The organism is Salinisphaera sp. T5B8 (genome assembly GCF_040361255.1).
GTDB lineage: Bacteria > Pseudomonadota > Gammaproteobacteria > Nevskiales > Salinisphaeraceae > Salinisphaera.
On sequence record NZ_APNG01000028.1, the window covers coordinates 17,186 to 39,590 of the forward strand.

Below are 22,405 nucleotides of genomic sequence, written 5' to 3' on the forward strand. Positions count from 1 at the left end.
GCATATCTTCGTGCGCCGTTTATTACGCCTCAAACGCAGGAGTAAATGATGAATCAGGGACATAGCGGCCACGTGGGCCACATGCCGTCTAGCGGACCCGGCATGGCAATCTCGGCCTGGCTGACGGGCATCTATTTCTTTATCGAGATGGGAATCGGGTTGTGGACCGGTTCGATCGCGGTAATTTCGGATGCCTTCCATACCTTCTCGGCCGTGGGCGGTGTGTTGGTAGCCATTGTCGCCGCGCGGCTGGCGCATCGTCCGGCCGATGAAGATCGCAGCTTCGGTTGGTACCGGGCCGAGATTATCGGCGCGCTGGTCAATGGCGGCTTTCTGCTCGGCATGGCGTTGATCGTGATCGTCATGGGCGCGATGCGCCTGGCCGCACCGGTCGATCTGCCGACCGCACCCATGCTGTGGGCGGCCGCCGGCGGCTTGTTCACCGAATTCGTCTCGCTGGGTCTGATCTGGAAGCAAAGCCGCACCGATCTCAACGTTCGCGGCGCGCTGTGGCATATCATCCAGACCTTCGTGGGCAGCATCCTGATCATCGTCACCGCCCTGGTAATTCGATACACGGGCTTCCTGCTGATCGACCCGCTGCTCGGCATCGCGTTCGGCTTTGTGCTGCTCTGGGCGAGCTGGGGCATTCTGCGCGACGCCGCGCATCTGTTGATGGAGGGCACGCCCGGCGATATCAGCCTAAGCGAGGTGATCGAGGCCCTGGAGACACTCGAGGGCGCTGCCAATGCCCACCATGTGCATGCCTGGGCGCTCACGAGCGGGCGCTATGTATTCTCCGGGCATTTGCGAGTCGCCGAGGGCGCCGATCCACAGGCCGTATTGAAGGCCGCCCACGGCATGCTCAAGGAAGAATACGGTTTCTTTTTCGCCACCCTGCAAGTCGAGGCGATTTGTCTTGACGAATCCGACGCAACCGCGATTGACGTGACGCGCGCAGCACCGAGCAGGACAGAACCATGAAGACACTGCTGCTACTGGCATTGATCACGGTCTCCGAGGCGACCATCGGCGTGTTCGTCAAGCTCACCGATGGGCGGATTCCGATCCAGACGCTGACGTTTTATGCCATGGCCTGCGCGGCGGCCTTTCTGTTCGTCGCACGCGCTATAGCGAGCGGTGAATGGCCGCGGTTTCCCAGGGGCAACGTCAAGGATACGGCGCTGATCGGCGTACTGATCGCCGCCCAGGGCGGCGTATTCAACTACGCCATGTCGCTGGTGCCGATTGCCAACGCGGTGATCTTCTGGAGCATCGCGCCGTTTTTCGTGTTCATCTTCTCGGCGTTGTTTCTGGGCGAAAAGGCCAAGAAGAGCTATATCGTGATTTTCGCCATTGCCATGGCCGGTATCGCCCTCGCCAATCCGCTCGGCGGTGGCCACATGCTGGGCAATTTCGTCGCCCTGGCCACCGGGGTCATCTATGCCGCGATGGTCACCTACATGCGCTATGAGGGCAAGAGCGAAACCGGCAACGATATCGCCTGGTCGCTGCTGGTCGCCGCACTCGTGCTCTCGCCCTTTGTGTTGATCTCCGGTCCCGGCGCGATTACGGCGATGATTAGCTATCCGACACTCGGAATCGACCTGCCGGTGATGCTGTGGACGCTCGGGCTTGGCGTTGTCTCCACGGGTTTCGCCTATTTCGGTATCTCGATCGTGTTGAAGACGATCAACGCCAACGTTTATGCCCTGGTCGACATCATCGTGTCGCCGGTCGTGGCTTCGACCCTGGGTTTCGTGATCTTCGCCGAGGTGCCGGGCCAGAGCATGGTCTATGGCGGCGCAATCCTGCTGGGTGCGGGCTTCTGGCTGACGCGCGAGATGTCGCAGGAAGACAAGAACCGGCCCGTGCACCCGTGTCAGGCCCACACACAGGCAGCGCAGGCGTAACAACGCAGCGGCACGCGCTCGAGAGGCAAACCAATGGCGGATTTCAGAACAACACAAAAGGACACGGCTCGCAGGCGTTTTCTGAGCACGGCGCTGGCCGTGACCGGCGCCACCGGTGCAGTCGCTGTGGCCGTTCCCTTTATGCGCTCGTGGCAACCCAGCGCCCGTGCCCGGGCCGCCGGCGCGCCGGTCGAGGTCGCGCTCGGCGCGATCGCGCCGGGCCAGCAAGTGCTGGTGACATGGCGGCGCAAGCCGGTGTGGGTGCTGCGCCGCACGCCCGACATGCTACAGCGACTGCGCAGTGGCGAGCTGGAGTCGCGCCTGCTGGATCCGGATTCTCAAGCGGACCAACAGCCCGAATATGCCGAAAACCCGGTGCGTTCCGTTCGTCCGGACATTTTCGTCGTGGTGGCCATCTGCACCCATCTCGGGTGCATACCGAACTTCCGCCCCGAAGTCGGCGAGACGCCGTTCGATCCACGATGGCCCGGGGGTTATTTTTGTCCGTGCCATGGCTCCAAGTTCGACTTTGCCGGGCGTGTATTCAAGGGCGTACCGGCGCCCCTGAATCTGGTGGTACCGCCCTATCGATATACACAGCGCGACACGGTAATCATCGGAGAAAACCCGACGATATAAGCGAAACATCGGAGAACACGCGTATTTTTATGCAACAGGAGAGCTTTCATGGAATGGTTGATCGATAACTGGTTCTGGGTACTGTTCGGCGGTTTATTTATCGGTATGCACCTGTTCGGGCACGGTTGTCACGGCGGCCACGGCCGGCATGGCGGCCACGGAAAAGACAGCGGCACCAAAGACCGATCGGCGGACCAGAAAGGCCCGGCCGATGAGCATTCGAATCACAAACATTAGACAATCGGCGGCTTCGCCCTCGATATGGCCTTAGGAGAGACGGAACATGCTTAATACCAAGCTGGTGAGCTGGGCGCTGGCCCTGTTTGGCGCCGTAAGCTTCATCATCTGCGTCATTTACGGACTCGTAACACCGCAAAGCCTGCATATGCATGCATTTCTCGAGCAGGTGCTACCGGCGTTCGAATGGTTGACCTGGTGGGGCTTTCTGCTCGGTCTGGTAGAAAGTTTCGTATTCGGCGCCTACGCCGGGCTCGTCTTCTGCCCTATTTACAACGGCCTCAATCGCCGATTCGGCAACGCTCGCGAGTCGTGATCTCGGCAAAGAAGATAGTGGCAACGGAGAAGATGGACGATGAAAAGACAAACCAATGAACGCACCCGAACGGATCCGGTTTGCGGCATGAAAGTCAGCTACACCGCCGCGGTCGAGGAATACCTGTATCAGGGCACGTTCTATTATTTCTGTTCGAGCGCCTGCCGCGAGGCGTTCGAGTTCAATCCCGTGCAATACGTGCGGCGTCATCGCCAACACGGAATGAAGACGCGGTGACTTTTCGGCTGCGTCACCAAGCCGGCACTTCGAGCACGTCTGTCGCCGGACAACTGTTCGCGCGGGCACGCCGGGACCGCTGCGAGCCAATCTTGTGGCCGGGCGATGAGTCTTTTGGCCTGTTCACCGAGGGCGATTCGCTCTATGCCGCCATGCAGGCGGCCATCCGCGCAGCCGAGCGCGAGGTCGTGCTGGAAAGCTATATCTTCGCCGATGACGAGGTCGGCCGCGCGCTTGCCGACGTCCTCGCCGAACGCGCACGCTCGGGCATCGACGTGCGCGTGCATCTGGACGCGGCCGGCTCGCTGTTCTGGGCCTCGCGCGACCTCGATCGTTTTTTGCGGGACAGCGGCGTGACGTTACGCTGGTTCCACCGCTGGCACTGGTCGCGCCCGTTACGCTACAACCAGCGTAATCACCGCAAGCTGCTGGTCGTGGATCGACGCCAGGCCTTCCTCGGCGGCTTCAATATCCACCGGGAGAACTCGCGCCGACACTATGGTGAACGCCGCTGGCGAGACACCCATGTCGCCATGACCGGGGATCTGGCAACGCAAGCACAGGCTGCATTCGAGGCTCTCTGGCAACGCTGCCTCTGGCGGGCGCTACCGCAGGCGCACTCTTCCAGCGCCGTGGTATTGCCGAACAAAACCGCTGACTGCGCGCACCGACTGCGCTGTGTCTTCGCCGCCATGTTCGCGTCGGCACAGCACCATATCGAACTGACCACCCCTTACTTCGTACCCGACGGATGGACCCAGCAGGCCCTCGGACAGGCGGCCGAACGCGGGGTGTCGGTCCGTTTGCTGGTCCCCAGGAAAAGCGACGTGGCCCCGATACGCTGGATCGCGCGGCGCATCTATGCGCGTTTGCAATGTCGAGGTGTGCGGGTGTTTGGCTATCACACACGTCTGTTGCACGCCAAAACGGTGACGATCGACGGCGACTGGGTCAGCGTAGGCACCGCGAATCTCGATTATCGTAGTCTGTTCGTCAATCACGAACTCAACCTGTGCGCGCGCAACCGCACGCTCGCATCGGCGTTGACAACGCAATTCGAGACAGATCTGGCCGATGCCGAGGAATTCACGACCACGTGGCCAAGACAGCGGACGATGGCCCGTGTCTTGGCACCCGTGGCCTGGGCAGCCCGGCGGTGGCTATGACCTGCGCCTGGTGTGTGCCGACCTGCAGCCGCAGTCGCACGCTCCGGCCGATACTGTCTCATAAGCACCGCTTGGCGCAGTGCAGGCTGCACGAGAACGAGTGCATCGGCCCTTCCTGGTGCGCCCATGCGCTCCGCGAACCGGCGCGAGCGGAACCTAGATCTCGCCCGTCCCCGTCGGTCTGAGCCATGGCGATCCGCAATGTCGTGCTTACGGTATTGGTTACCTTTCTCTGGGCGATCTGCTTTCCGCTTATCCAGGTCGGCCTGACCGACGCCCCGCCAATGGTCTTTGCGGCCCTGCGTGCAGCGCTGTCGGGGGTACTCGTTATTGTTCTGGCCGTCGGACTGGGCCGTCCCTGGCCCAGCGGCGTCGCCAATCTGGGACTGATCGTGGCCACCGGCCTGACTTTTACCGGCCTCGGCCTCGGTGGCATGTTCATCGGGGGCGGTAAAATACCGCCGGGCTTGGCCACGGTTGTCGCAAACACCCAGCCCTTGATTGCCGCCGTGCTAGCCGCGATCTTTTTGTCCGAGCGGCTGACTTTAGGTGTCGGCATCGGTCTGTTGCTCGGGTTTGTCGGCGTGCTGGTGATGTCCGTGCCCAGCCTTTTGGGGCCCAATTCCGTCGCTGACCTACAGGCTTTTGTATGGATTATTCTTGGCGCCGTAGGGACCGCGATGGGCAATGTCCTGCTCAAGGCGCTGACGGGCCGCGCCGACGTGCTGATGGTCACCGGGCTGCAGTTGCTCGTCGGCGCGATGGCGTTGGCAGTAGGTGCACAAGCCGTCGGCACAAGCTGGCACATCGCCTGGACATCACAGTTTATAGCCAGTCTAATCGGCCTCGTCGTGTTTGGCACCGCGCTCATGACGGCGCTCTGGCACTATCTGCTCACGCAGGCCTCGCTCAACCGGCTGAATACCTTCACCTTCCTGACACCGATCTTCGGCTTGCTACTGGGCGGCCTGTTCTTCGACGAGCGGTTCGGCTGGATTCAGGCTGTTGGTATCGGGGTGACCATACTGGCGATTCAATTGGTGGCGACCAAGCCGTCGCCGACCCGATAATGGGTACAGTAAACGCCGCATTCCAATGCCGTGGGCGGGCATTGATGCAGGCACAGGGTCAGGACAAGCACCCCTTGAACGGCCCCGGATGCCGCAGTGACGGGCACTTGTATGGCGTCCGAACAAAGAGGAATGAATCATGATGCACGAAACGATGTGGTCCGGCGGTTATGGTATGTGGTTCGGCGGTCACTGGCTGTTCATGCTGCTTTGGATCGCCATTATCCTGCCGCCGTTCTGGAAGATCTTTTCCAAGGCCGGCTTTTCCGGCTGGCTCAGCCTGCTGATATTCGTCCCGCTGGTCAATCTGGTGGTGCTGTATATCGTCGCCTTTACCGACTGGCCGGCCTTGAAGTCGACCGCCACCGGTGGAAATGGTCAGGCGCGCGATGAGTAGCTCACGCTTTGACGTAGGGCATGGATAAACACGTGCTCGCGGCTCTACCCGCTTTGCTGGCCGCCTTCATGCCGGGCTCGCTATGAGTCAGCGGCGTTGGCAAATCGTAGCGGGCGTTAGCCTGTTCGGCGCTTTTGCCGTCGCGGCCCTGGTGCTGTGGCAAACGGGGCTGCTGGCGCAGGCGCTGGACGGCGAGGCCCTCGAACGGCTGGTGATCGCGCTGGGCCCGGCCGGCCCGGCCCTGATCGTCAGCCTGATGACGATGGCCATCGTCATGAGCCCGATCCCGAGCGCGCCGATCGCGCTCGCCGCCGGCGCCGCCTACGGCCATGGCTGGGGCACGCTCTATGTCGCCGTCGGCGCCGAGACGGGGGCGCTGATCGCCTTCGGCATCGCCCGTCTGGTCGGCTACGAGGCGCTGCGCGCCCGGCTGGGCGAGCGCGTGGACTCGACCGGCCTGCTCAATCGCTTCATCACCTCACAGAACACGCTTATGGCGGTCGTCTTCGCCACCCGGCTGCTGCCATTTATCTCCTTCGACGTCATCAGCTATGCGGCCGGGCTCACGCCGCTCGCGCTCTGGCGCTTTGCGGTCGCGACATTGCTGGGCATCCTGCCGGCCAGCTTCGTGCTGGCGCACTTCGGCGACGAGCTGGCTACCGGCGATCTGCACGGCGCCGTCCTGACGGTGCTGGCGCTGGGTCTGGTCACCCTACTGCCACTGGTCTGGCGGGCGCTGCCGTTACGATTTCGCACCGCCACCAGGCATTGGTTTGGATCCCGGCCAGGCTGCAACAAAAGATAAGTCCACGGTGCAAATGTTCCTCCCGCTATCAGCCGTTGAACACCGCCCGACCCGTGTAGCTGTGGGCGACCTGCCTTGGGGGTCGTCTGTCATCTCCGGTGACGCACTGTTCCTGCATGGAGGTGTCTGGTTATCCCGGAACATGTCGAAAACCGCCGACGACAGAGCCCACCGCCCTACCAATCGACATGAACACATCCCGTTATTTGACGATTTCGCTAGGTTGGAAGCGGTGGAGCTGAATCACCGGTTTTCATAACGACACTTGCACAAGAGGAAGTTGACCATGACCAATGCAACACAGACCACGAATCGGCTGCGGATCGGCCCGCTGGGCAACAGCCTGTCGCTGCTGCTTCTGATCAGCTACTTGCTGTGCGTGGGCTTTGGCCTGATCGCGCCCGAGTCCATGCAGATGTATCAGGCGTGGGCGCCCCTGCTGCCGGGCTTCGAATTGTTTAGCTTCTCCGGCTTCGTCATCGGCCTGATCGAGGTCTATCTGTACGGCTGGTATCTGGCGATCCTGTTCGTACCGCTGTATCGCTGGTTCAACAGCAGCGCCGCCTGAACCGCTGGAGCCGATGGCCGGGGCGGCTGCGCCGCCCCGGCCATCGTTTTGAGCCGCCCATACAAAATCCACTGAATACGGAACACATCATGACTGAGTCGTCCGGCTCCGAGACAAGCGCGGAGGAGCCCGTGCGCATCAACCGCACGACCACCGCCGTGTCGCTGCTGCTGATTCTGGTCTTCGTGGGCATCGGCGCGGTCTGGCCGGATCAGTCCGCGGCCGTGTTCGATCGTGTCCAGAACCAGGTGCTACTGACCTTTCGCTGGTACTTCGTGGCCATCGTCGGTTTCGTGCTGGCCTTCGTGCTATGGCTGGGTTTCGGGCGCTATCGCAACGTGCGTCTGGGCAACGACGACGAGGCGCCGGAATTCACCTATGCCTCCTGGTTTTCGATGCTGTTCGCGGCCGGCATGGGTATCGGGCTGATTTTCTGGAGCATCGCCGAGCCGCTCAGCCATTACGCGTCCAATCCGTTCGTCGCCGAGGGCCAAACCCCCGCGGCGGCCTCGGCCGCCATGCGCCTGACCTTCTTCCACTGGGGGCTGAGCGCCTGGGGCGTTTACGCGCTGATGGCGCTGGGGCTGGCGTATTTCGCTTTCCGGCGCGGCCGGCCACTGGTGCCGCGCGCCATGCTCCACGAGGTCTTCGGCCGCCACGCCGACGGCCCGCTCGGGCAGATCGTGGACATCGCTACGGTGTTCGGCGCGGCCTTCGGCATCGCCACCTCGCTGGGCCTGGGGGTGCAGCAGATCGAAGGTGGGCTGACCTATCTTATCGGCGCCGAGGCGGGCGTCACGCGCGAACTGTGGATACTGGCGATCATCACGCTGATCGCCATGGGCTCCGCCATTTCCGGTGTGCGCCGCGGGGTGCGCCTGGTCAGTAATTTCAATCTTCTGCTCAGCGGCGTAATCCTGCTGTTCTTCCTGGCGTTCGGGCCCACGCTGCACGTACTCAACCTGCTGGTCGAGACCACCGGCGCCTATCTGCAGACGCTACCGGAACTCAGCACCTGGACCGACGCGCAGCAACACAGCGGCTGGCAGGAGGAGTGGACCCTGTTCTACTGGGGCTGGTGGATCGCCTGGTCGCCGTTCGTGGGCATGTTCATCGCCCGCATCTCGCGCGGGCGCACACTGCGGGAATTCGTGATGGGCGTGCTGCTGGTGCCGGTGCTGCTCACCTTCGCCTGGCTGGCCATTACCGGCGGCACCGCCCTGTACCTGGAGCTCTTCGAGGGCGCGAACCTGCTCGGGCCGTTACGCAACGATATGACGCAGCCACTCTACCGCACGGTGGAATTGATCGCCCCCGGCGGCTTCGCCCCCCTGGTCTCCGCGTTGCTGGTTCTGCTGGTCGCGACATTCTTCATCACCTCCTGCGACTCCGGCACGCTGGTGATCTCGACCATCCTCTCCGACGGTGCCAGCGAGCCGCCCCTGCCGCTACGGGCGGTCTGGGGCCTGACCCTCGGCGCGCTGGCCGGGGTACTGCTGCTGGCCGGCGGACTGGCGGCGCTGCAGACCGCGGCGATCGTGGCGGGCCTGCCGGTCGGGCTGCTGTTGCTCGTGGTGATGGTCGCGCTGGCGCGGGGACTGCGCAGCGAGCCGCAGGCACCGCGATCCGGCACGCTGACGCGCGAACATTGCGAACCCTGGACCGGCTTGCCCACGAACCCGCCCGGCCCGACTAAAAAGCAATCATGCGACTCGCCGAGCGCACAAACCACCACACGGTGATCGAGGTCACTGGCCGACGCTGTTCTCGGTAGGCCTATTCCCGGTGATCGTGCTGGTCTATCTCTGGCTGGCCCACTGCGAGGAACAGCAGATGCTGGCCCGGTTCGGCGAAGCCTACCGCGACTATCAACGCCAGAGCCGATGTTCAGCCCCCGCTGGGGGTCAGTGGCACCAGTTCGCGCAAGCCTCGCGCAACCGGCAGGAAAACGACTTGGGATAACGACCTGGAAACACGAGACATCTACTCATCGGCACTAATCGTCCAATCAGCAGGTTCAACAGCGCCCATACACAGCAATCGCGGGAACAGAGGATTCACTTGAAAAGGAGATCGTCATGAAACGACAAACAAACGAGCGCGCCCAAACGGACCCCGTTTGCGGTATGAAAGTCAGCTACACGGCTGCGGTGGAAGAATTCGCATACCAAGGCAAAGCCTATTATTTCTGCTCGAGCGCCTGCCGTGAGGCGTTCGAGTTCAACCCCGTGCAATACCTGCCGCGTCATCGCCAACACGGAATAAAGACCCGGTGACCTCTCAGTCGAGTTACGAGGCCAACGCTCCGCGCAAGACTGCCGCAAGGCGGCTATTAGCGCGGGTACGCCGTGATCGCTGTGAGCCAATCTTGTGGCCGGGGGATGACGCATTCCGCCTGTTCACCGAGGGTGACGAACTCTATGCTGCCATGCATGCAGCCATCAACGGTGCCAAACGCGAGATCGCGCTGGAAAGCTATATCTTTGCCGACGATGAGGTGGGCCGGGCGCTCGCCGACGTCCTTGCCGAGCGTGCGCGTGCGGGCATCGATGTGCGTGTGCATCTGGATGCGGCCGGCTCGCTGTTCTGGGCCTCCCGCAAGCTCGATCGCTTTTTGCGCGACAACGACGTGACGTTACGCTGGTACCACCGCTGGCACTGGTCGCAGCCGTTGCGCTACAACCAGCGCAATCACCGCAAGCTGCTGGTCGTGGATCAACGGCAGGCATTTCTCGGCGGCTTCAATATCCATCGGGAAAACTCGCGCCGGTATTACGGCGAACGGCGCTGGCGGGATACCCATGTCGCCATGGCCGGGAATCAGGCCAAGCAGGCGCAGGCCGCATTCGAGGCCCTATGGCAACGTTGCCACTGGCAGGCGGCGCCGGAAACGGACTCACCCAGCGCCGTGGTGCTGCCGAACAAAACCGCCGACTGCGCGCACCGCCTGCGCTGTATCTTCGCCGCGATGTTCGCCTCGGCGCAGCACCATATCGAAGTGACCACCCCCTACTTCGTACCCGACGGATGGACCCAGCGAGCGCTCGGACAGGCGGCCGAGCGCGGGGTCTCGGTCCGTTTGCTGGTCCCCCGGAAAAGTGACGTGGCCCCGATACGCTGGATCGCGCGGCGTATCTATGCGCGTCTTCAATGTCGCGGCGTGCGCGTATTTGGCTATCACGCACGCCTGCTCCACGCCAAAACGGTGACGGTCGACGGCGACTGGGCCAGCGTGGGTACCGCGAATCTTGACTATCGTAGCCTGTTTGTTAATCACGAACTTAACCTGTGTGCGCGCAACCGCAAGCTCGCATCGACGTTGACGAAGCAGTTCGAGACGGATCTGGCCAGCGCCGTGGAATTCAGTACCACATGGCCAAGGCAGCGGATGACGGCCCGTATGCTGGCGCCCCTGGCCTGGGCAGCCCGGAGATGGCTATGACTTGCGATTGGTGTGTGCCGGCCTGCAATCCCCGCCCCGCCGCGGTAGGGCCGATATTGCGCTACAGGCACCGCTTAGTGCGGCGTGAGTGGTGCGACAACGATTGCCTCCGCACGTCCTGGTGCGTCGATGCGCGCAGCGTGTATGCGCGAGTGCCGCATGCGCGTCAGCCAAGCCCGTGGGTCTGAGACATGGCAATCCGCGATGTCTTGCTCATGGTGCTGGTTACCTTTCTCTGGGCCATTTGCTTCCCGCTTATCCAGGTCGGGCTGGGCGCCGCCGCGCCTCTGGTCTTCGCCGCCATGCGCGCAGCGCTGTCGGGCGGACTCGTTCTTGTCCTGGCCGTCGGGCTCGGGCGAGCCTGGCCCAGTGGCTTCGCTAATCTGGGGCTGATCGGGGCCGCCGGCCTGGCCTTTACCGGCCTTGGCTTTGGGGGCATGTTCCTGGGTGGAGGCAATATCCCGCCGGGGTTGGCCACGGTCGTAGCGAATACCCAGCCCCTGATTGCCGCCGTGCTGGCCGCTATCTTCCTGTCCGAGCGTCTAACCGTACGCATCGGGATCGGTCTGTTACTCGGGTTTGTCGGCGTAGTGGTGATGTCGGCGCCCAGCCTATTGGGCCCGAACCACGTGGCGGACATACAGGCTTTCCTATGGATCATCCTCGGCGCTGTAGGCACTGCGGTGGGCATTGTTCTGCTCAAGGCGCTGGCTGGCCGCGCCGACGTGCTGATGGTTACCGGGCTGCAGTTGCTCATCGGTGCGGTGGCGCTGGCAGTCGGCGCCCAAGCCGTCGGCGAAAGCTGGGGCATCGCCTGGACCCCCCGGTTTGTCGCCAGTCTCGTCGGCCTTGTGGTGTTCGGCACCGCGCTGATGACCGGGCTGTGGTATTACCTGCTGGCACGAGCCCCGCTCAACCGGCTGAATACCTTCACCTTCCTGACGCCGGTCTTCGGTTTGCTGCTGGGCGGCCTGTTCTTCGACGAACGGCTTGGCTGGATTCAGGCGATCGGTATTGGAGTGACGATACTGGCCATTCAATTAGTGGCAACCAAGCCGCCGCCGGCCCGGTAAGGCACACTGTAAATGTCACCTCCCAATCACATGAATAGAGCTCCACACAACCAAGCGGGGCGGCCTATGCCGCCCCGCTATTACTCAAAGACTCAAGGCCCTTGTGCTATTCACTCACCGGTTATGCGGGCCCGCGTGGATATGGGATCGAGGATCGGAGTGGTCTTGAACGCTCTCCGACGTCCCCTGGTTAGATTTTGTTCCCGGATCACCTCTAGATTCATCGAGTTCGGATTGATCGGCAGAACTAGTACGCTTTTCGGGCCGGTCTGGGGCCACGTCATAGTCTTCGCCTCCTCTTACGCCTTCGGTTTCACCAGGTGTCGACGGCCCATTAATGTTGCCTCCGAGCCGACTTGCAGTCGCTTTACCGGTGGACGTGCGCCACGATTCGGGACTCTGGATTCGTCTAACCGAGTTCTCGGTTGCCACGAACTGTACGTCAGCGTTGTTCAACGCCCCATGGTTGTGATATCGGTCAAGGCTGCCAACCTGGGCAGAGGCGATGGTTGCCCCCCCAAGCGCGATGGCGCCGAGACAGAAGGATGAAATAATGGCCTGTGTTTTCTTTGGATAATACATGTCTAGTCTCCTGTACTACTGATCAGACGTCTGTTAATTGAAAAACAGACGATCATTGTTCCGTCGGGGAAATTCGTCTCGCCTGGGATGCTGATCCAAGCGTGCGAAATCGCCGATTAAGTAGTCGAGGTCGCGCCGGCGTGCTTATCGATCTCGACCGAGAATATCGATAAGCGGGTGCATGCCATGCACCGCTACGGCGGGCTAGACAGGAGACGGAGGGCGATAGGGAGGCGAAGCGAAGCCCGGCTCGGCCTCGCTGCTGATGTGACCCGCTGTGCGCGTAACCGGCGAGTATTGTGCATGATACAGCAACGGATCGGTATCGAGCGCGCTTGGCGAGCAGTGCCCGCCAGTGTGGCAGTGCTCTCGCGATGTGTCGCCGCCCTCGTGACCGTGATCAGACGCGGCGCTCGCAGAACTTGTTTTAGCCGACGACCCCTGCTGGGTCGCATTAGAGTCAATGGCCGATGCGAAATCATCGCTATGTGACGCCACGGGCGTGACGGCTTGTGCCGCTATCGCAACGACGAGCAATATTAAAGTAGCTATGACACGCATCTTATAAGTTTTGATATCTGCGCTCGTCATAAGTTCCGACAACGGCACAAACAAAACAACGCCTCTCTCGTGTAATCGATTAGCCTGTCTTCATCTCCGGCAAACTGCCCTTGCCCATCTCGTCTTCTTCTAGCTTTTCATCTTTATTCTTATCGGCCATATCAAAAATAGCTTCGTGCACATGCATGAACTCCTCTCTCGAAATAATGCCATCCGCGTTCACGTCCAGCATTTGCATGGTTTCTGCGTCCATCATTTCATTTTGATACATGGACTCATATTTTTGCAGATCGTCGACGGCTTCAGCCTGGGCTACCATCATGTTCCTGGCCGTCGTGTTCTCAGGCGCAACTGGCTCAGTTCCAGCCAGCGCTGCCGACGAACCGGCCAGACTCAGTGCAACGGCAAGGCCGAGTCTTGAACTTGCAGTTTTCATATTAATTACCTTTTCAATGATATATTTATCGTTGTGCTTTATATAATTCCATAGCACATTGCGAATACTACCACTATCTTGATTATGTACCAAGCTCAGCAGTGGTCAGCTGCTGCTCGGTCCACGGTCGTGTTGTTGCCGCCGCTCGCAGCAATCGCGGGAGTATCGAGCGCAGGTTATAGCGTCGATTGAATCGGTACTGGAAGTCAGCGAGATACCGAGCCGCATACTTGGCGAACTTGAAGGCGTGATAGGTGCCGGCCAGTGCGTTCTTGAGATTGCCCAGCATGATGTTCACCCGTTTGAATTCAGGATGTTGGGCCGACGCACGTCCCGAGCCGGTCACGATGGTCAGATGACTCTGGATCTCGGCGCGTAGCACGCGAAAAGCCGGCAAGCCGTCGGAAACAGCGTGTGTATCGGCCGATAATGATGCGTTCGCCCAATCGCGCACCGCCTCCGATTGAAAGGGCATGCAGCGGATCACGACCTGATGCGGCTTGCGATCCGCAGTCGTGGATACCGCCATGACAAACGGGATCTTGTTCGGTGAGCCTCGGCCTCGTTTGCCGGGTTCGCCCGCCCGCTCGCCGCCGAGATAGGCGTCATCGATCTCGACCCGGCCCGACAACTGGCGCTTGGACTCACGGTCGGCCATGACCTGCATGAGCTTATGCTTGATGCGCCAGGCCGTACGCCAACTCACGCCCAACTGGCGTCTGAGCTCCAACGCCGAGACGTTGTTCTTGGCTTGGGTGAGCAAATGCATGGCCAGGAACCACACCGTCAAAGCCAGCTTGGTTGAATCAAAGATCGTACCGGCGATGACTGTCGTCTGATGATGACAGCGTCGACACTGCCAGTAACCGCGACCGGCCCGCTCAAATGTGGTGTACAAACGACAGCGACATGCGGGGCAGGCAAATCCGTCGGGCCAGCGCGAGGCGGCCAATGCGGCTTCGCATTGAGCTTCGGTGCCATAGGACTGCATGAACTCGCCCAGTGAAAGCCCGGGCTGCATCTGTACGCGATTGATTGCCATGACAAACTGTCTCTTGGGTCATGGCCTTATTATCCGAAGTCACTGGGTCAGATCATGACCCGGCTGAACTTGGTACATAATCAAGACCACTATTACGCTTCATCAGTGCCCCTGTGCACTACCTAGCGACTCAAGATTCATGAACAAGTTGCAACAACTGCTTCGCTACGAGCAGACAGCGGGAGTGCTGATGATCGCAGCTATTGCGATCGGGCTGGGCGCGGCCAATTCACCGCTGGCGCCGCTGTATGAACTGATCCACGACACCGAGGTGCATTTGCGCTTCGGGGCGCTGATTGTGGAAGACGCATTGGCGGAATGGGTCAACCAGGGGTTGATGGTTATTTTCTTTCTGATCGTCGGCCTGGAGATCAAGCGCGAACTCCTGGAAGGCGATCTGGCCAGCCTGCGCTACGCCGCCCTGCCCGCTATCGCGGCCGTGGGCGGGATGCTCGCGCCGGCGCTGATTTATGCCGGGTTCAACTGGGACGACGCGGCCGCCCTGCGGGGCTGGGCGATTCCCACCGCGACCGATATCGTACTGGCCGTCAGCCTGCTTTCGCTGTTGGGCTCGCGGGTGCCAGCCGGGCTGAAGATTTTCCTCACGGCACTGGCCATATTTGACGATATTGGCGCGGTGCTGGTGATCGCCGTGTTCTACGGCGATGCGCTCGCGCTAACGCCACTGCTGGTCGCCGCACTGGCCGTGGCGGGTCTGATCGTGGTCAACCGCATGGGCATCACCCGCGAGGCAGCCTACGTCATTCCCGGCCTGATTCTGTGGGTGGCGCTGCTCAAGGCCGGCGTCGAGGCCGCACTTGCCGGTGTGCTCATTGCCGCGGCGGTGCCGCTGCGTATTCCCCGACGCGACGTGGCATCGCCGCTAAAGCGGACCGAGCGGCGGCTGCACCCCTGGAGTACGCTGGTGGTGGTGCCGCTGTTCGCCTTCTTCAATGCCGGCATCGTCATTGATGCCGCTTCGGCGGCCCAACTGCTCGATTCTGTTTCGCTCGGGATCATTGCCGGCCTGTTCCTGGGCAAGCAGTTGGGCATTCTAGTCGCCTGCTGGGCCGCCGTTGTCGTCGGCCTGGGTCAGTTGCCGAAAGGCGTGACCTGGGCACAGATCTACGGCGCCGCCGTGCTCGCGGGCATCGGCTTCACCATGAGCCTGTTCGTGGCCACGCTGGCCTTCAGCGATCCGGTGCTGGTGACTTCAGCCAAGCTGGCGATCCTGGTGGCCTCGTTGCTGGCGGGCGTCTTCGGCTTGAGCGTTATTGGAGTAAGCACTCGCGCACCGGCGCCGGCGGCGCAAGCCGCTTCGGGCAGCCGGACGTAGGTTCGCACGTCCCGGCGCACGGACGTGCGCTTCGCGGGCGCGACCGCTCAACCCGGCGGCGACACATCCGATGCGCGACGACTGAGCAAAATAGCCACCGGGCGCAGCGCCGGAATATGCTCGAACACGATGACCAGAGTCGCAGTAAGCAACACCCCGATCAGGGTGCCGACGAGGCCCCAGACCCAGCCCCAGAACACGATGGAAACCAGCACCACGATCGGCGAAATAGCCAGGCTGCGTCCGGCCATACGCGGATCCACGACATTGCCCAATAACTGCTGGATGACAACCAGGCCGGAAATCGCCATCAGTGCATAGCCTGGGCCGAACTGCAGCAGGGCAATGATGGCTGCTGCGAATACCGCGATCGTCGAGCCGATATAGGGAATATAGTTGAGCAGAAAAATCAGGAGGCCCCACAGCAGCGCGAAATCCACCCCGAGCAGCCACAGCCAGAGGCCGCTGCTGGCTCCCGTCAGCGCACTGACCAGCGTCTTGACCACGAGAAAACGGCGCACCTTTTCCGAAGCAGTATAAACCGTTGCCATGATGGCTCGCGAGCGCGCCTCGCCAAGACCGACAGACATCTTGTCCCGCCATTCGCCGGCCTCGATCAGCATCAGCAGAACCAGGAAAAAGACCAGGAACAGCATAGCTATTAGCAGCCATAAATAGCCGATGCCCGAGGTCACCCAGCCCAGCGCCTGCCCGGTCAGATCACGCATGGGCTCGGCAAGCCTGCGCATATGCATGGCATGGGGCTCGGCCAGCGCCTGCAGTTGCTCCCAGAGTTGCCGCGCGGACTCGGCATAGGTCGGCGCCTTTGCCAGAATCATGCTCAGGCTCAGCCATACACTGGCCACGAGCACGCCGAGTATCGCGAGAAAGCTGACCATGCAAACGACAATGCTGAGCCAATGCAGCGGCTTGGGCAGCCAGGTATTCAGGCGTCGCTGCAGTGGCCGCAAGACCAGGGCGACGAAAAACGCCAGCGTCAACGGCATGGTGACCACGTAAGTCATCTTGAGCGTCCAGCCCACAAGAATGACGGTAATGATCGTCAACAGGGTGATTATCGCCTGGCGACCACGATTCGCGTTTGAAGCGGCGTCAATCATGCCGTTATCGTCGCATATCGCGGGGCAGACGAACGATTATCCATCGGCGACAAGCCCGCCCCGCGGCATAGCCGGCCCGCACCGATTAGCAGCGGCGTCGGCGGCCAGACGTCAGGCCGCGCGTTTGAAATCCTCGACGGCGGGCGCATCGGCATGATCGCGGCGCTGCGCTGCGGTATTGGCTGCGCGCGCCAGCGGCGCCCGGTGGCGGCGCAGGCGCAGCGAGTTGGTCAACACGAACACGCTGGACAGGCTCATCGCGCCCGCGGCTGCCATCGGGTTGAGCAGCCAGCCGGTCAACGGGTACAGCACGCCGGCGGCGACCGGGATCAGCAACACGTTGTAGCCGTAGGCCCAGACGAAATTGAGGTGGATCGTGCGCCGCGTGAGGCGCGCGAGATCGATCGCGTTGACGATCTCGCGCAAATCGTCGCGCATCAGCACCACATCGCCGGACTCGATCGCGATATCCGTGCCGGTGCCGATCGCGATGCCGACATCCGCCTGCGCCAGCGCGGGCGCATCGTTGATGCCGTCGCCGACGAAGGCGACCTTGCCCGAGCGCTGCTGAATGCGCTCGACCTCGCGGGCCTTCTGCTCCGGCATGACCTCGGCCATGACGCGATCCATGCCGATCTGCTTGGCGATCGCGCGCGCCGTTGTTTCATTGTCGCCGGTGAGCATGGCGACCTCCAGGCCCTGGTCGTGTAGAGCCTGCACGATCTGTGCGCTGCTCGTCTTGATCGGATCGGCCACGGCCATCACGGCCAGCAGCCGGCCGTCGACGGCCGCGTAGATCGGGGTCCGGGCCGCGTCGGCAAAGCGCTGCGCCGAGCCGGCCAGCGGGGCCGGATCGACACCGAGCTGCTGCATGTAGCGCGCGGAGCCGACGTGGACGGAGCGGCCCTCGACCTGTGCCTCGACGCCGAGGCCGTTGATCGCCTGGAATTGCTCGGCGGCAGGCACATCGAGACCACGTTCGTGGGCGGCCCGGGCGACGGCGTCGCCGATCGGATGCTCGCTGCGGGCCTCGACGGCGGCGACCAGACGCAGGGCGTCGTTGTCGCTGCCCTGGTTGTCGCTGTCCTGGGCGAGTTCAAAGTCGGTGAGCTCAGGGCGACCCTCAGTCAGCGTGCCCGTCTTGTCGAACACGACCGAGTGCACGCGGGCCAAACCCTCCAGCGCGGCGCCGCGGCGAAACAGCACGCCCATCTCGGCGCCCTTGCCCGTGGCGACCATCACGGCGGTGGGCGTTGCCAGGCCCATTGCGCAGGGGCAGGCAATCAGCAGCGTGCTGACGGCGGCCACGAAGGCGAACGACAGGGCCGGGGTTGGGCCGACGGCGAGCCACACGCCGAAGGTGACCATCGCGATCGCGATGACGATCGGCACGAATACACCGGCCACCTTGTCGGCCACCATCTGGACGGGCGGCTTGTCGGCCTGGGCCTGCTCGACCGTGCGGATGATCTGCGCGATCACGGTATCGGCGCCGATGCGCGTTGCGCGGAAGGTCAGCGAGCCGTTGTTGTTCACGGTCGCGCCGATGACCTCGTCGCCTGCCTGCTTGTGCACCGGCACCGGCTCGCCGGAAATCATGGACTCGTCGACGTAGGAGTCGCCCTCGATCACCTCGCCGTCCACCGGCAGGCGCTCGCCGGGGCGCACGATGACGGTGTCGCCGGGCACGACGGCCTCGACCGCGATCTCTTCAACGCCGCCGTCGCGGGATACGCGCGCGGTCCGGGCCTGGAGGCTGACGAGCTTCTTGATCGCCTGCGAGGTGCGGCCCTTGGCGATGTGCTCCATGTAGCGCCCAACCAGGATCAGCGTGACGATCACCCCGGCCGCCTCGAAATAGCTGTGCGCCGTGCCCTCCGGGAAGATCCAGGGCACGGCCAGCGCGAGCAGCGAGTAGAAGTAGGCGGCCGAGGCGCCGATCATCACCAGGCTGTTCATGCCGGGGCTTAAGTGGCGCATCTCGGCCCAGCCCTGGGTGTAGAACGAGCGCCCGGCGTAGAACAGTACCGGCGTGACCAGCAGCCACTCGATCAGAATCCAGCCGCGTTCGGGCAGCACGCCGAGCATGAAATCACCGATGCCCGGCAGCATCTTGCCCATGCCGACCACGACCAGTGGCAGGGTAAGCGCGGCCGCAAACCACACGCGGCGCTGCATCGAACGGCCTTCGCGATCCTCGCTGTCGTCCTGTGCCTCGCTGTCGCTCGAGGGCAGACGCGGCTCGTAGCCGGCCGCGCGGATGGCCTCGCCGAGTTGGGCCGGGGTAACGGTCTCCGGCAGATAGCGCACGACCGCCTTTTCCATCGGCAGATTGACGCTGGCCGAGACCACCCCGGTCGCGCGCCGCAACGCCCGCTCTACGCGGCTTACGCAGGCACCGCAGCTCATGCCGCCGATGCCGATCTCGGCTTCGGCGACACCCGGCTCGTAGCCGATGTCGTTCACGGCATTCAGGATCGCATCGACGTCAGCCTGATCGCCATCGAGGGTGACCCGGACCTTGCCGGTCGTCAGATTCACCCGAGCGTCGCTGACGCCGTCCTGCTTGCCGAGCGCGCGCTCGACGCGGCTCACGCAGGCGCCGCAACTCATGCCGTCGACGGTGAAAACCAGTTCCTCGCTCATGGCGTCATGTCTCTCGTAATGCCTGTGGTGCGTATCACGGACGACGTCGGTGCGTCAGACCACCTGCGCTTCGTAGCCCTCGCGACGGATCGCGTCGGCCACCGCGCTCGGCTCGGGATTGCCGTCGACGACGACCTGCTCGTCGGCGCGGCTCACGCTGACCACCCGCTCCACGCCGGGTACGTCGGCGACGACCGTCTCGACCGCCTTCTCGCAGTGCCCGCAGCTCATGCCCGTGACTTTCAGTTGCAGCATCGTGTTCTCCTATCGGCTCATAGTGTTTGTATGGTCGGCGCGACCGGCGCGGCCATTGACCTCGTCGCACTAACCAATCGCTAGTACGAATGCTACACCCGGTACCTGGGTACGGAGTCAACCCGGCGCTCTTTACTCGCGCTCTTTTATCCGGCCCCGCGTCGTGCACGATCAGCTTACCGCCATGATGCATGGCTGCTATCGTAGCGCGAGTGTTCCGACGGCAGGTCTTTCACCCGCCGCCGCTCGATTCAATCCCGATGAGACCCTCAATGAAAGCATCCGATTTGTTCGTGCAGTGCCTGGAAAACGAAGGCATCGAATATATCTTCGGCGTAACCGGCGAGGAGAACGCCGACTTCGTTCAGTCGCTACAACACTCCGAACGCATCCGCTTCATCCTCACCCGGCACGAGCAGGGCGCAGCTTTCATGGCCGAGGCTTACGGCAAGCTCACGGGCAACCCCGCGGTCTGTCTGGGCACGCTGGGCCCGGGGGCGACCAACCTGATCACCGGCGTGGCCGACGCCAATATGGATCACGCGCCACTGCTGGTCATCACCGGCCAGGGCGCGACCACGCGCCAGCACAAGGAAAGCCACCAAATCATGAACGTGGTGCAGATGTACAAGCCGGTGACCAAATGGGCGCAGCAGGTGCACCACGCAGACAGTATTCCCGAAATCGTGCGCAAGGCCGTGCGCACCGCGCGCGGCGAGAAACCCGGTGCCGTGCACATCGAGCTGGCCGAAAACATTGCAAAGATGCCGACATCGGCCACGCCCATGGAACCGCGGCGCTTTCGCCGCCCCGGCCCGGACGACGAAATCAGCGATGCGGCCTACAACATCATCCGCAAAGCGCGCTCACCGATCATCATTGCCGGCAACGGGGCGATCCGAAAGCGCGCCTCGAACCAGTTGCGCAAGCTGGCCGAACGTACCGGCATTCCCGTAACAACAACCTTTATGGGAAAAGGCGCGGTCGACTACGAAGCCGACCACGCGCTCTACACCATCGGCCTGGGCCAATGGGATCATGTCGCCGATGCCGTGCGCGCCGCTGACGTGGTTATTACGGTCGGCTACGATCTGGTCGAGTATCCACCCCAGCTTTGGAACCCGGACGCGACCGAAACCATCGTGCATATCGATTTCGACCCGGCCGAGATCGACTACGAATACCATCCGGCGGCGGAACTGGTTGGCGATATCGCCCACGCCCTATGGCAGCTCGATCGGCGCTTCGCGCGCGACGGCGTGCCCGACTACGATTTCACCGTGCAGCGCGAGGCGCACGCCCGCATGCGTGCGGACATCGAAGAACACGCCGACGACGACACCGAAGGCGTCATCCGCCCGCAGAAAGCCGTCTGGGACGTCCGCCAGGTGCTCGGACCGCACGACATCCTGTTGTGTGGTGTGGGCGCGCACAAGATGTGGGTCGGCCGTCATTACCATTGCAACGAGCCGAACACCTGCCTGATTCCCAACGGTTTCTGCTCCATGGGCATGCCGTTGCCCGGCGCCATCGGCGCCAGCCTGGTTTCAGGCGAGCATCGTGTTCTCGGCGTCGTCGGCGATGGGGACTTTTTGATGAACGTTCAGGAAATGGAAACCGCGCGCCGGCTCGATGCCAACATCACTATGCTCGTATGGGAAGACGGCGGCTACGGCCTGATTTCCTGGAAACAGGACGAACACTTCGGCAGCCATACCGATCTCGAATTCGGCAATCCCGACTGGCTGCAGCTTGCCGAATCGTTCGGCTGGCAGGGCCAGTATGTGCCCAACGCGCGCGATTTGCGCGACGCGCTGGATAAGGCGCTGGATCACCCCGGCCCATCGCTGGTCGTGATCCCGATTGACTACCGCGAGAACCTCAAGCTGTCGAGACAGCTCGCTGTCTTCCCCGGCCGATAGGTTTATTTATCATCGATCGAGCCAAACCACGAACCGGGTACGTCTGCCGCCTGTATGACAGACAACAATCCGCGTTCGGGCTTATCCATAAGAAAGACGGTCGTCGCGGAAATGGCCGAATCCGCTACGCTTGTGGCCGGTCCTGGCGGTCTTTCTGCGACTCGCCGTATTCCCGCTCCGGATTTAAATGCACGCGCATTTCCGGCCGCGCCGACGTGCTGATGGCCACCGGGCTGCAATTACTCATCGGCGTGGTTGCGCTGGCGGTCGGCGCGCCGGCCCTCGATACAAGCTGGGAAGTCGCCGGGACGATGCGTTTTGGCGCCAGCCTCTTCGGCCTCGTCGTATTCGGCACCGCGCACATGATCGTGCTCCGGTGTTACCTGCTGGCACGCGCCCCGACTTGAACGCGCAGCCTCAGCAACACACAAATTTGCGTACAAAAGAGGCTCAAGATTCATGATCAAGCTGCGGCAACTGTTTCGCTACGAGCAGACATCCTGACTGCTGATGATCGCGGCGATTTTGATGATCCCGAATGTCGGTTCGATCGCGGCCGGCTTGCGTGCGCATTCGATGGCGCATCGCGTCGATCGAATAAGCAACACCCTTTCTGTAAATTCGCGATCCTAACGCTGGCG

Annotated in this window: 25 protein-coding genes; 19 read left to right on the forward strand and 6 right to left on the reverse strand. The window is 62.4% G+C overall.

Annotated features, from left to right (window positions below; genetic code table 11):
• The first annotated feature begins 48 nt into the window (after positions 1–48).
• From T5B8_RS18200 to T5B8_RS18275, 16 genes are all read left to right on the forward strand, one after another.
• Entirely contained in the window at positions 49–984 is a 936-nt protein-coding gene (locus T5B8_RS18200) for a cation diffusion facilitator family transporter (RefSeq protein WP_353162049.1), read from the forward strand.
• A complete protein-coding gene (locus T5B8_RS18205; protein WP_353162052.1) occupies positions 981–1,913 on the forward strand; it encodes a DMT family transporter in 933 nt (310 codons plus the stop codon). Before T5B8_RS18200 ends, T5B8_RS18205 begins: the two co-directional genes overlap by 4 nt.
• 33 nt (positions 1,914–1,946) lie before the next feature.
• Positions 1,947–2,552: a ubiquinol-cytochrome c reductase iron-sulfur subunit gene (gene petA / locus T5B8_RS18210; protein WP_353162055.1), complete on the forward strand. Its 606-nt coding sequence runs from the start codon at positions 1,947–1,949 to the stop codon at positions 2,550–2,552.
• Positions 2,553–2,600: 48 nt separating this feature from the next.
• Entirely contained in the window at positions 2,601–2,789 is a 189-nt protein-coding gene (locus tag T5B8_RS18215) for a DUF2933 domain-containing protein (RefSeq protein ID WP_353162058.1), read from the forward strand.
• Positions 2,790–2,835: 46 nt separating this feature from the next.
• Positions 2,836–3,105 carry a DUF5676 family membrane protein gene (locus T5B8_RS18220; protein WP_006911956.1) on the forward strand — a complete coding sequence of 90 codons (270 nt, stop codon included), beginning with the start codon at positions 2,836–2,838 and terminating at the stop codon, positions 3,103–3,105.
• Between the two features lie 39 nt (positions 3,106–3,144).
• Positions 3,145–3,342, forward strand: a complete 198-nt coding sequence (locus T5B8_RS18225) for a YHS domain-containing protein (protein ID WP_021031433.1) — start codon at positions 3,145–3,147, stop codon at positions 3,340–3,342.
• A gap of 92 nt (positions 3,343–3,434) precedes the next feature.
• Positions 3,435–4,508: a phospholipase D-like domain-containing protein gene (locus T5B8_RS18230; RefSeq protein WP_021031432.1), complete on the forward strand. Its 1,074-nt coding sequence runs from the start codon at positions 3,435–3,437 to the stop codon at positions 4,506–4,508.
• A gap of 188 nt (positions 4,509–4,696) precedes the next feature.
• Positions 4,697–5,578 carry a DMT family transporter gene (locus T5B8_RS18235; protein ID WP_006911959.1) on the forward strand — a complete coding sequence of 294 codons (882 nt, stop codon included), beginning with the start codon at positions 4,697–4,699 and terminating at the stop codon, positions 5,576–5,578.
• A gap of 139 nt (positions 5,579–5,717) precedes the next feature.
• Positions 5,718–5,975 (forward strand): hypothetical protein, encoded by a 258-nt coding sequence (locus T5B8_RS18240; protein WP_006911960.1) that lies wholly within the window; start codon positions 5,718–5,720, stop codon positions 5,973–5,975.
• A gap of 82 nt (positions 5,976–6,057) precedes the next feature.
• Entirely contained in the window at positions 6,058–6,780 is a 723-nt protein-coding gene (locus tag T5B8_RS18245) for a TVP38/TMEM64 family protein (RefSeq protein ID WP_353180781.1), read from the forward strand.
• A 286-nt stretch (positions 6,781–7,066) separates the two neighbouring features.
• Positions 7,067–7,348 carry a DUF5676 family membrane protein gene (locus T5B8_RS18250; RefSeq protein ID WP_353180782.1) on the forward strand — a complete coding sequence of 94 codons (282 nt, stop codon included), beginning with the start codon at positions 7,067–7,069 and terminating at the stop codon, positions 7,346–7,348.
• An 89-nt stretch (positions 7,349–7,437) separates the two neighbouring features.
• Positions 7,438–9,090 (forward strand): BCCT family transporter, encoded by a 1,653-nt coding sequence (locus T5B8_RS18255; protein WP_353180783.1) that lies wholly within the window; start codon positions 7,438–7,440, stop codon positions 9,088–9,090.
• A gap of 43 nt (positions 9,091–9,133) precedes the next feature.
• Positions 9,134–9,310 carry a hypothetical protein gene (locus T5B8_RS18260; protein WP_006911964.1) on the forward strand — a complete coding sequence of 59 codons (177 nt, stop codon included), beginning with the start codon at positions 9,134–9,136 and terminating at the stop codon, positions 9,308–9,310.
• A gap of 116 nt (positions 9,311–9,426) precedes the next feature.
• Positions 9,427–9,624 (forward strand): YHS domain-containing protein, encoded by a 198-nt coding sequence (locus T5B8_RS18265; RefSeq protein ID WP_006911965.1) that lies wholly within the window; start codon positions 9,427–9,429, stop codon positions 9,622–9,624.
• 92 nt (positions 9,625–9,716) lie between these two features.
• Entirely contained in the window at positions 9,717–10,790 is a 1,074-nt protein-coding gene (locus T5B8_RS18270) for a phospholipase D-like domain-containing protein (protein WP_006911966.1), read from the forward strand.
• Positions 10,791–10,981: 191 nt separating this feature from the next.
• The gene (locus T5B8_RS18275; RefSeq protein ID WP_006911967.1) at positions 10,982–11,863 is read left to right on the forward strand and encodes a DMT family transporter; all 882 of its coding nucleotides are present in this window, start codon (positions 10,982–10,984) and stop codon (positions 11,861–11,863) included.
• Positions 11,864–13,085: 1,222 nt separating this feature from the next.
• Here the strand turns inward: T5B8_RS18275 and T5B8_RS18280 are convergent.
• Entirely contained in the window at positions 13,086–13,442 is a 357-nt protein-coding gene (locus T5B8_RS18280; protein ID WP_353180784.1) for a hypothetical protein, read from the reverse strand.
• A gap of 82 nt (positions 13,443–13,524) precedes the next feature.
• Positions 13,525–14,484: an IS1595 family transposase gene (locus T5B8_RS18285; RefSeq protein WP_353180785.1), complete on the reverse strand. Its 960-nt coding sequence runs from the start codon at positions 14,482–14,484 to the stop codon at positions 13,525–13,527.
• A 139-nt stretch (positions 14,485–14,623) separates the two neighbouring features.
• On the opposite strand from T5B8_RS18285, the gene nhaA reads away from it, so the two are divergent.
• Entirely contained in the window at positions 14,624–15,820 is a 1,197-nt protein-coding gene (gene nhaA, locus T5B8_RS18290) for a Na+/H+ antiporter NhaA (RefSeq protein ID WP_006911969.1), read from the forward strand.
• 47 nt (positions 15,821–15,867) lie between these two features.
• On the opposite strand, the gene T5B8_RS18295 is transcribed toward nhaA, so the two are convergent.
• The 3 genes from T5B8_RS18295 to T5B8_RS18305 form a co-directional block, all read right to left on the reverse strand.
• A complete protein-coding gene (locus T5B8_RS18295; RefSeq protein WP_353162072.1) occupies positions 15,868–16,941 on the reverse strand; it encodes an AI-2E family transporter in 1,074 nt (357 codons plus the stop codon).
• A gap of 111 nt (positions 16,942–17,052) precedes the next feature.
• Complete coding sequence (locus T5B8_RS18300; protein WP_353162075.1) at positions 17,053–19,587, reverse strand: heavy metal translocating P-type ATPase; 2,535 nt, start codon at positions 19,585–19,587, stop codon at positions 17,053–17,055.
• A gap of 54 nt (positions 19,588–19,641) precedes the next feature.
• Positions 19,642–19,842, reverse strand: a complete 201-nt coding sequence (locus T5B8_RS18305) for a heavy-metal-associated domain-containing protein (protein ID WP_006911971.1) — start codon at positions 19,840–19,842, stop codon at positions 19,642–19,644.
• 272 nt (positions 19,843–20,114) lie between these two features.
• Between T5B8_RS18305 and T5B8_RS18310 the strand changes: the two genes are divergently transcribed.
• Positions 20,115–21,764, forward strand: a complete 1,650-nt coding sequence (locus tag T5B8_RS18310; RefSeq protein ID WP_006911972.1) for an acetolactate synthase large subunit — start codon at positions 20,115–20,117, stop codon at positions 21,762–21,764.
• A 215-nt stretch (positions 21,765–21,979) separates the two neighbouring features.
• Entirely contained in the window at positions 21,980–22,171 is a 192-nt protein-coding gene (locus tag T5B8_RS18315; RefSeq protein ID WP_006911973.1) for a hypothetical protein, read from the forward strand.
• 43 nt (positions 22,172–22,214) lie between these two features.
• Here T5B8_RS18315 and T5B8_RS18320 read toward each other — a convergent pair.
• Positions 22,215–22,405, reverse strand: a 191-nt coding sequence (locus tag T5B8_RS18320) for a hypothetical protein (protein WP_353180786.1), incomplete at its 5' end; no start/stop codon positions are given.

Coding starts and splice junctions, on each gene's coding strand:
- T5B8_RS18200 (WP_353162049.1), top strand. CDS start 49: ATGAATCAGGGACATAGCGGCCACGTGGGCCACATGCCGTCTAGCGGA.
- T5B8_RS18205 (WP_353162052.1), top strand. CDS start 981: ATGAAGACACTGCTGCTACTGGCATTGATCACGGTCTCCGAGGCGACC.
- petA (WP_353162055.1), top strand. CDS start 1,947: ATGGCGGATTTCAGAACAACACAAAAGGACACGGCTCGCAGGCGTTTT.
- T5B8_RS18215 (WP_353162058.1), top strand. CDS start 2,601: ATGGAATGGTTGATCGATAACTGGTTCTGGGTACTGTTCGGCGGTTTA.
- T5B8_RS18220 (WP_006911956.1), top strand. CDS start 2,836: ATGCTTAATACCAAGCTGGTGAGCTGGGCGCTGGCCCTGTTTGGCGCC.
- T5B8_RS18225 (WP_021031433.1), top strand. CDS start 3,145: ATGAAAAGACAAACCAATGAACGCACCCGAACGGATCCGGTTTGCGGC.
- T5B8_RS18235 (WP_006911959.1), top strand. CDS start 4,697: ATGGCGATCCGCAATGTCGTGCTTACGGTATTGGTTACCTTTCTCTGG.
- T5B8_RS18240 (WP_006911960.1), top strand. CDS start 5,718: ATGATGCACGAAACGATGTGGTCCGGCGGTTATGGTATGTGGTTCGGC.
- T5B8_RS18245 (WP_353180781.1), top strand. CDS start 6,058: ATGAGTCAGCGGCGTTGGCAAATCGTAGCGGGCGTTAGCCTGTTCGGC.
- T5B8_RS18250 (WP_353180782.1), top strand. CDS start 7,067: ATGACCAATGCAACACAGACCACGAATCGGCTGCGGATCGGCCCGCTG.
- T5B8_RS18255 (WP_353180783.1), top strand. CDS start 7,438: ATGACTGAGTCGTCCGGCTCCGAGACAAGCGCGGAGGAGCCCGTGCGC.
- T5B8_RS18265 (WP_006911965.1), top strand. CDS start 9,427: ATGAAACGACAAACAAACGAGCGCGCCCAAACGGACCCCGTTTGCGGT.
- T5B8_RS18275 (WP_006911967.1), top strand. CDS start 10,982: ATGGCAATCCGCGATGTCTTGCTCATGGTGCTGGTTACCTTTCTCTGG.
- T5B8_RS18280 (WP_353180784.1), bottom strand. CDS start 13,442: ATGAAAACTGCAAGTTCAAGACTCGGCCTTGCCGTTGCACTGAGTCTG.
- T5B8_RS18285 (WP_353180785.1), bottom strand. CDS start 14,484: ATGGCAATCAATCGCGTACAGATGCAGCCCGGGCTTTCACTGGGCGAG.
- nhaA (WP_006911969.1), top strand. CDS start 14,624: ATGAACAAGTTGCAACAACTGCTTCGCTACGAGCAGACAGCGGGAGTG.
- T5B8_RS18295 (WP_353162072.1), bottom strand. CDS start 16,941: ATGATTGACGCCGCTTCAAACGCGAATCGTGGTCGCCAGGCGATAATC.
- T5B8_RS18300 (WP_353162075.1), bottom strand. CDS start 19,587: ATGAGCGAGGAACTGGTTTTCACCGTCGACGGCATGAGTTGCGGCGCC.
- T5B8_RS18305 (WP_006911971.1), bottom strand. CDS start 19,842: ATGCTGCAACTGAAAGTCACGGGCATGAGCTGCGGGCACTGCGAGAAG.
- T5B8_RS18310 (WP_006911972.1), top strand. CDS start 20,115: ATGAAAGCATCCGATTTGTTCGTGCAGTGCCTGGAAAACGAAGGCATC.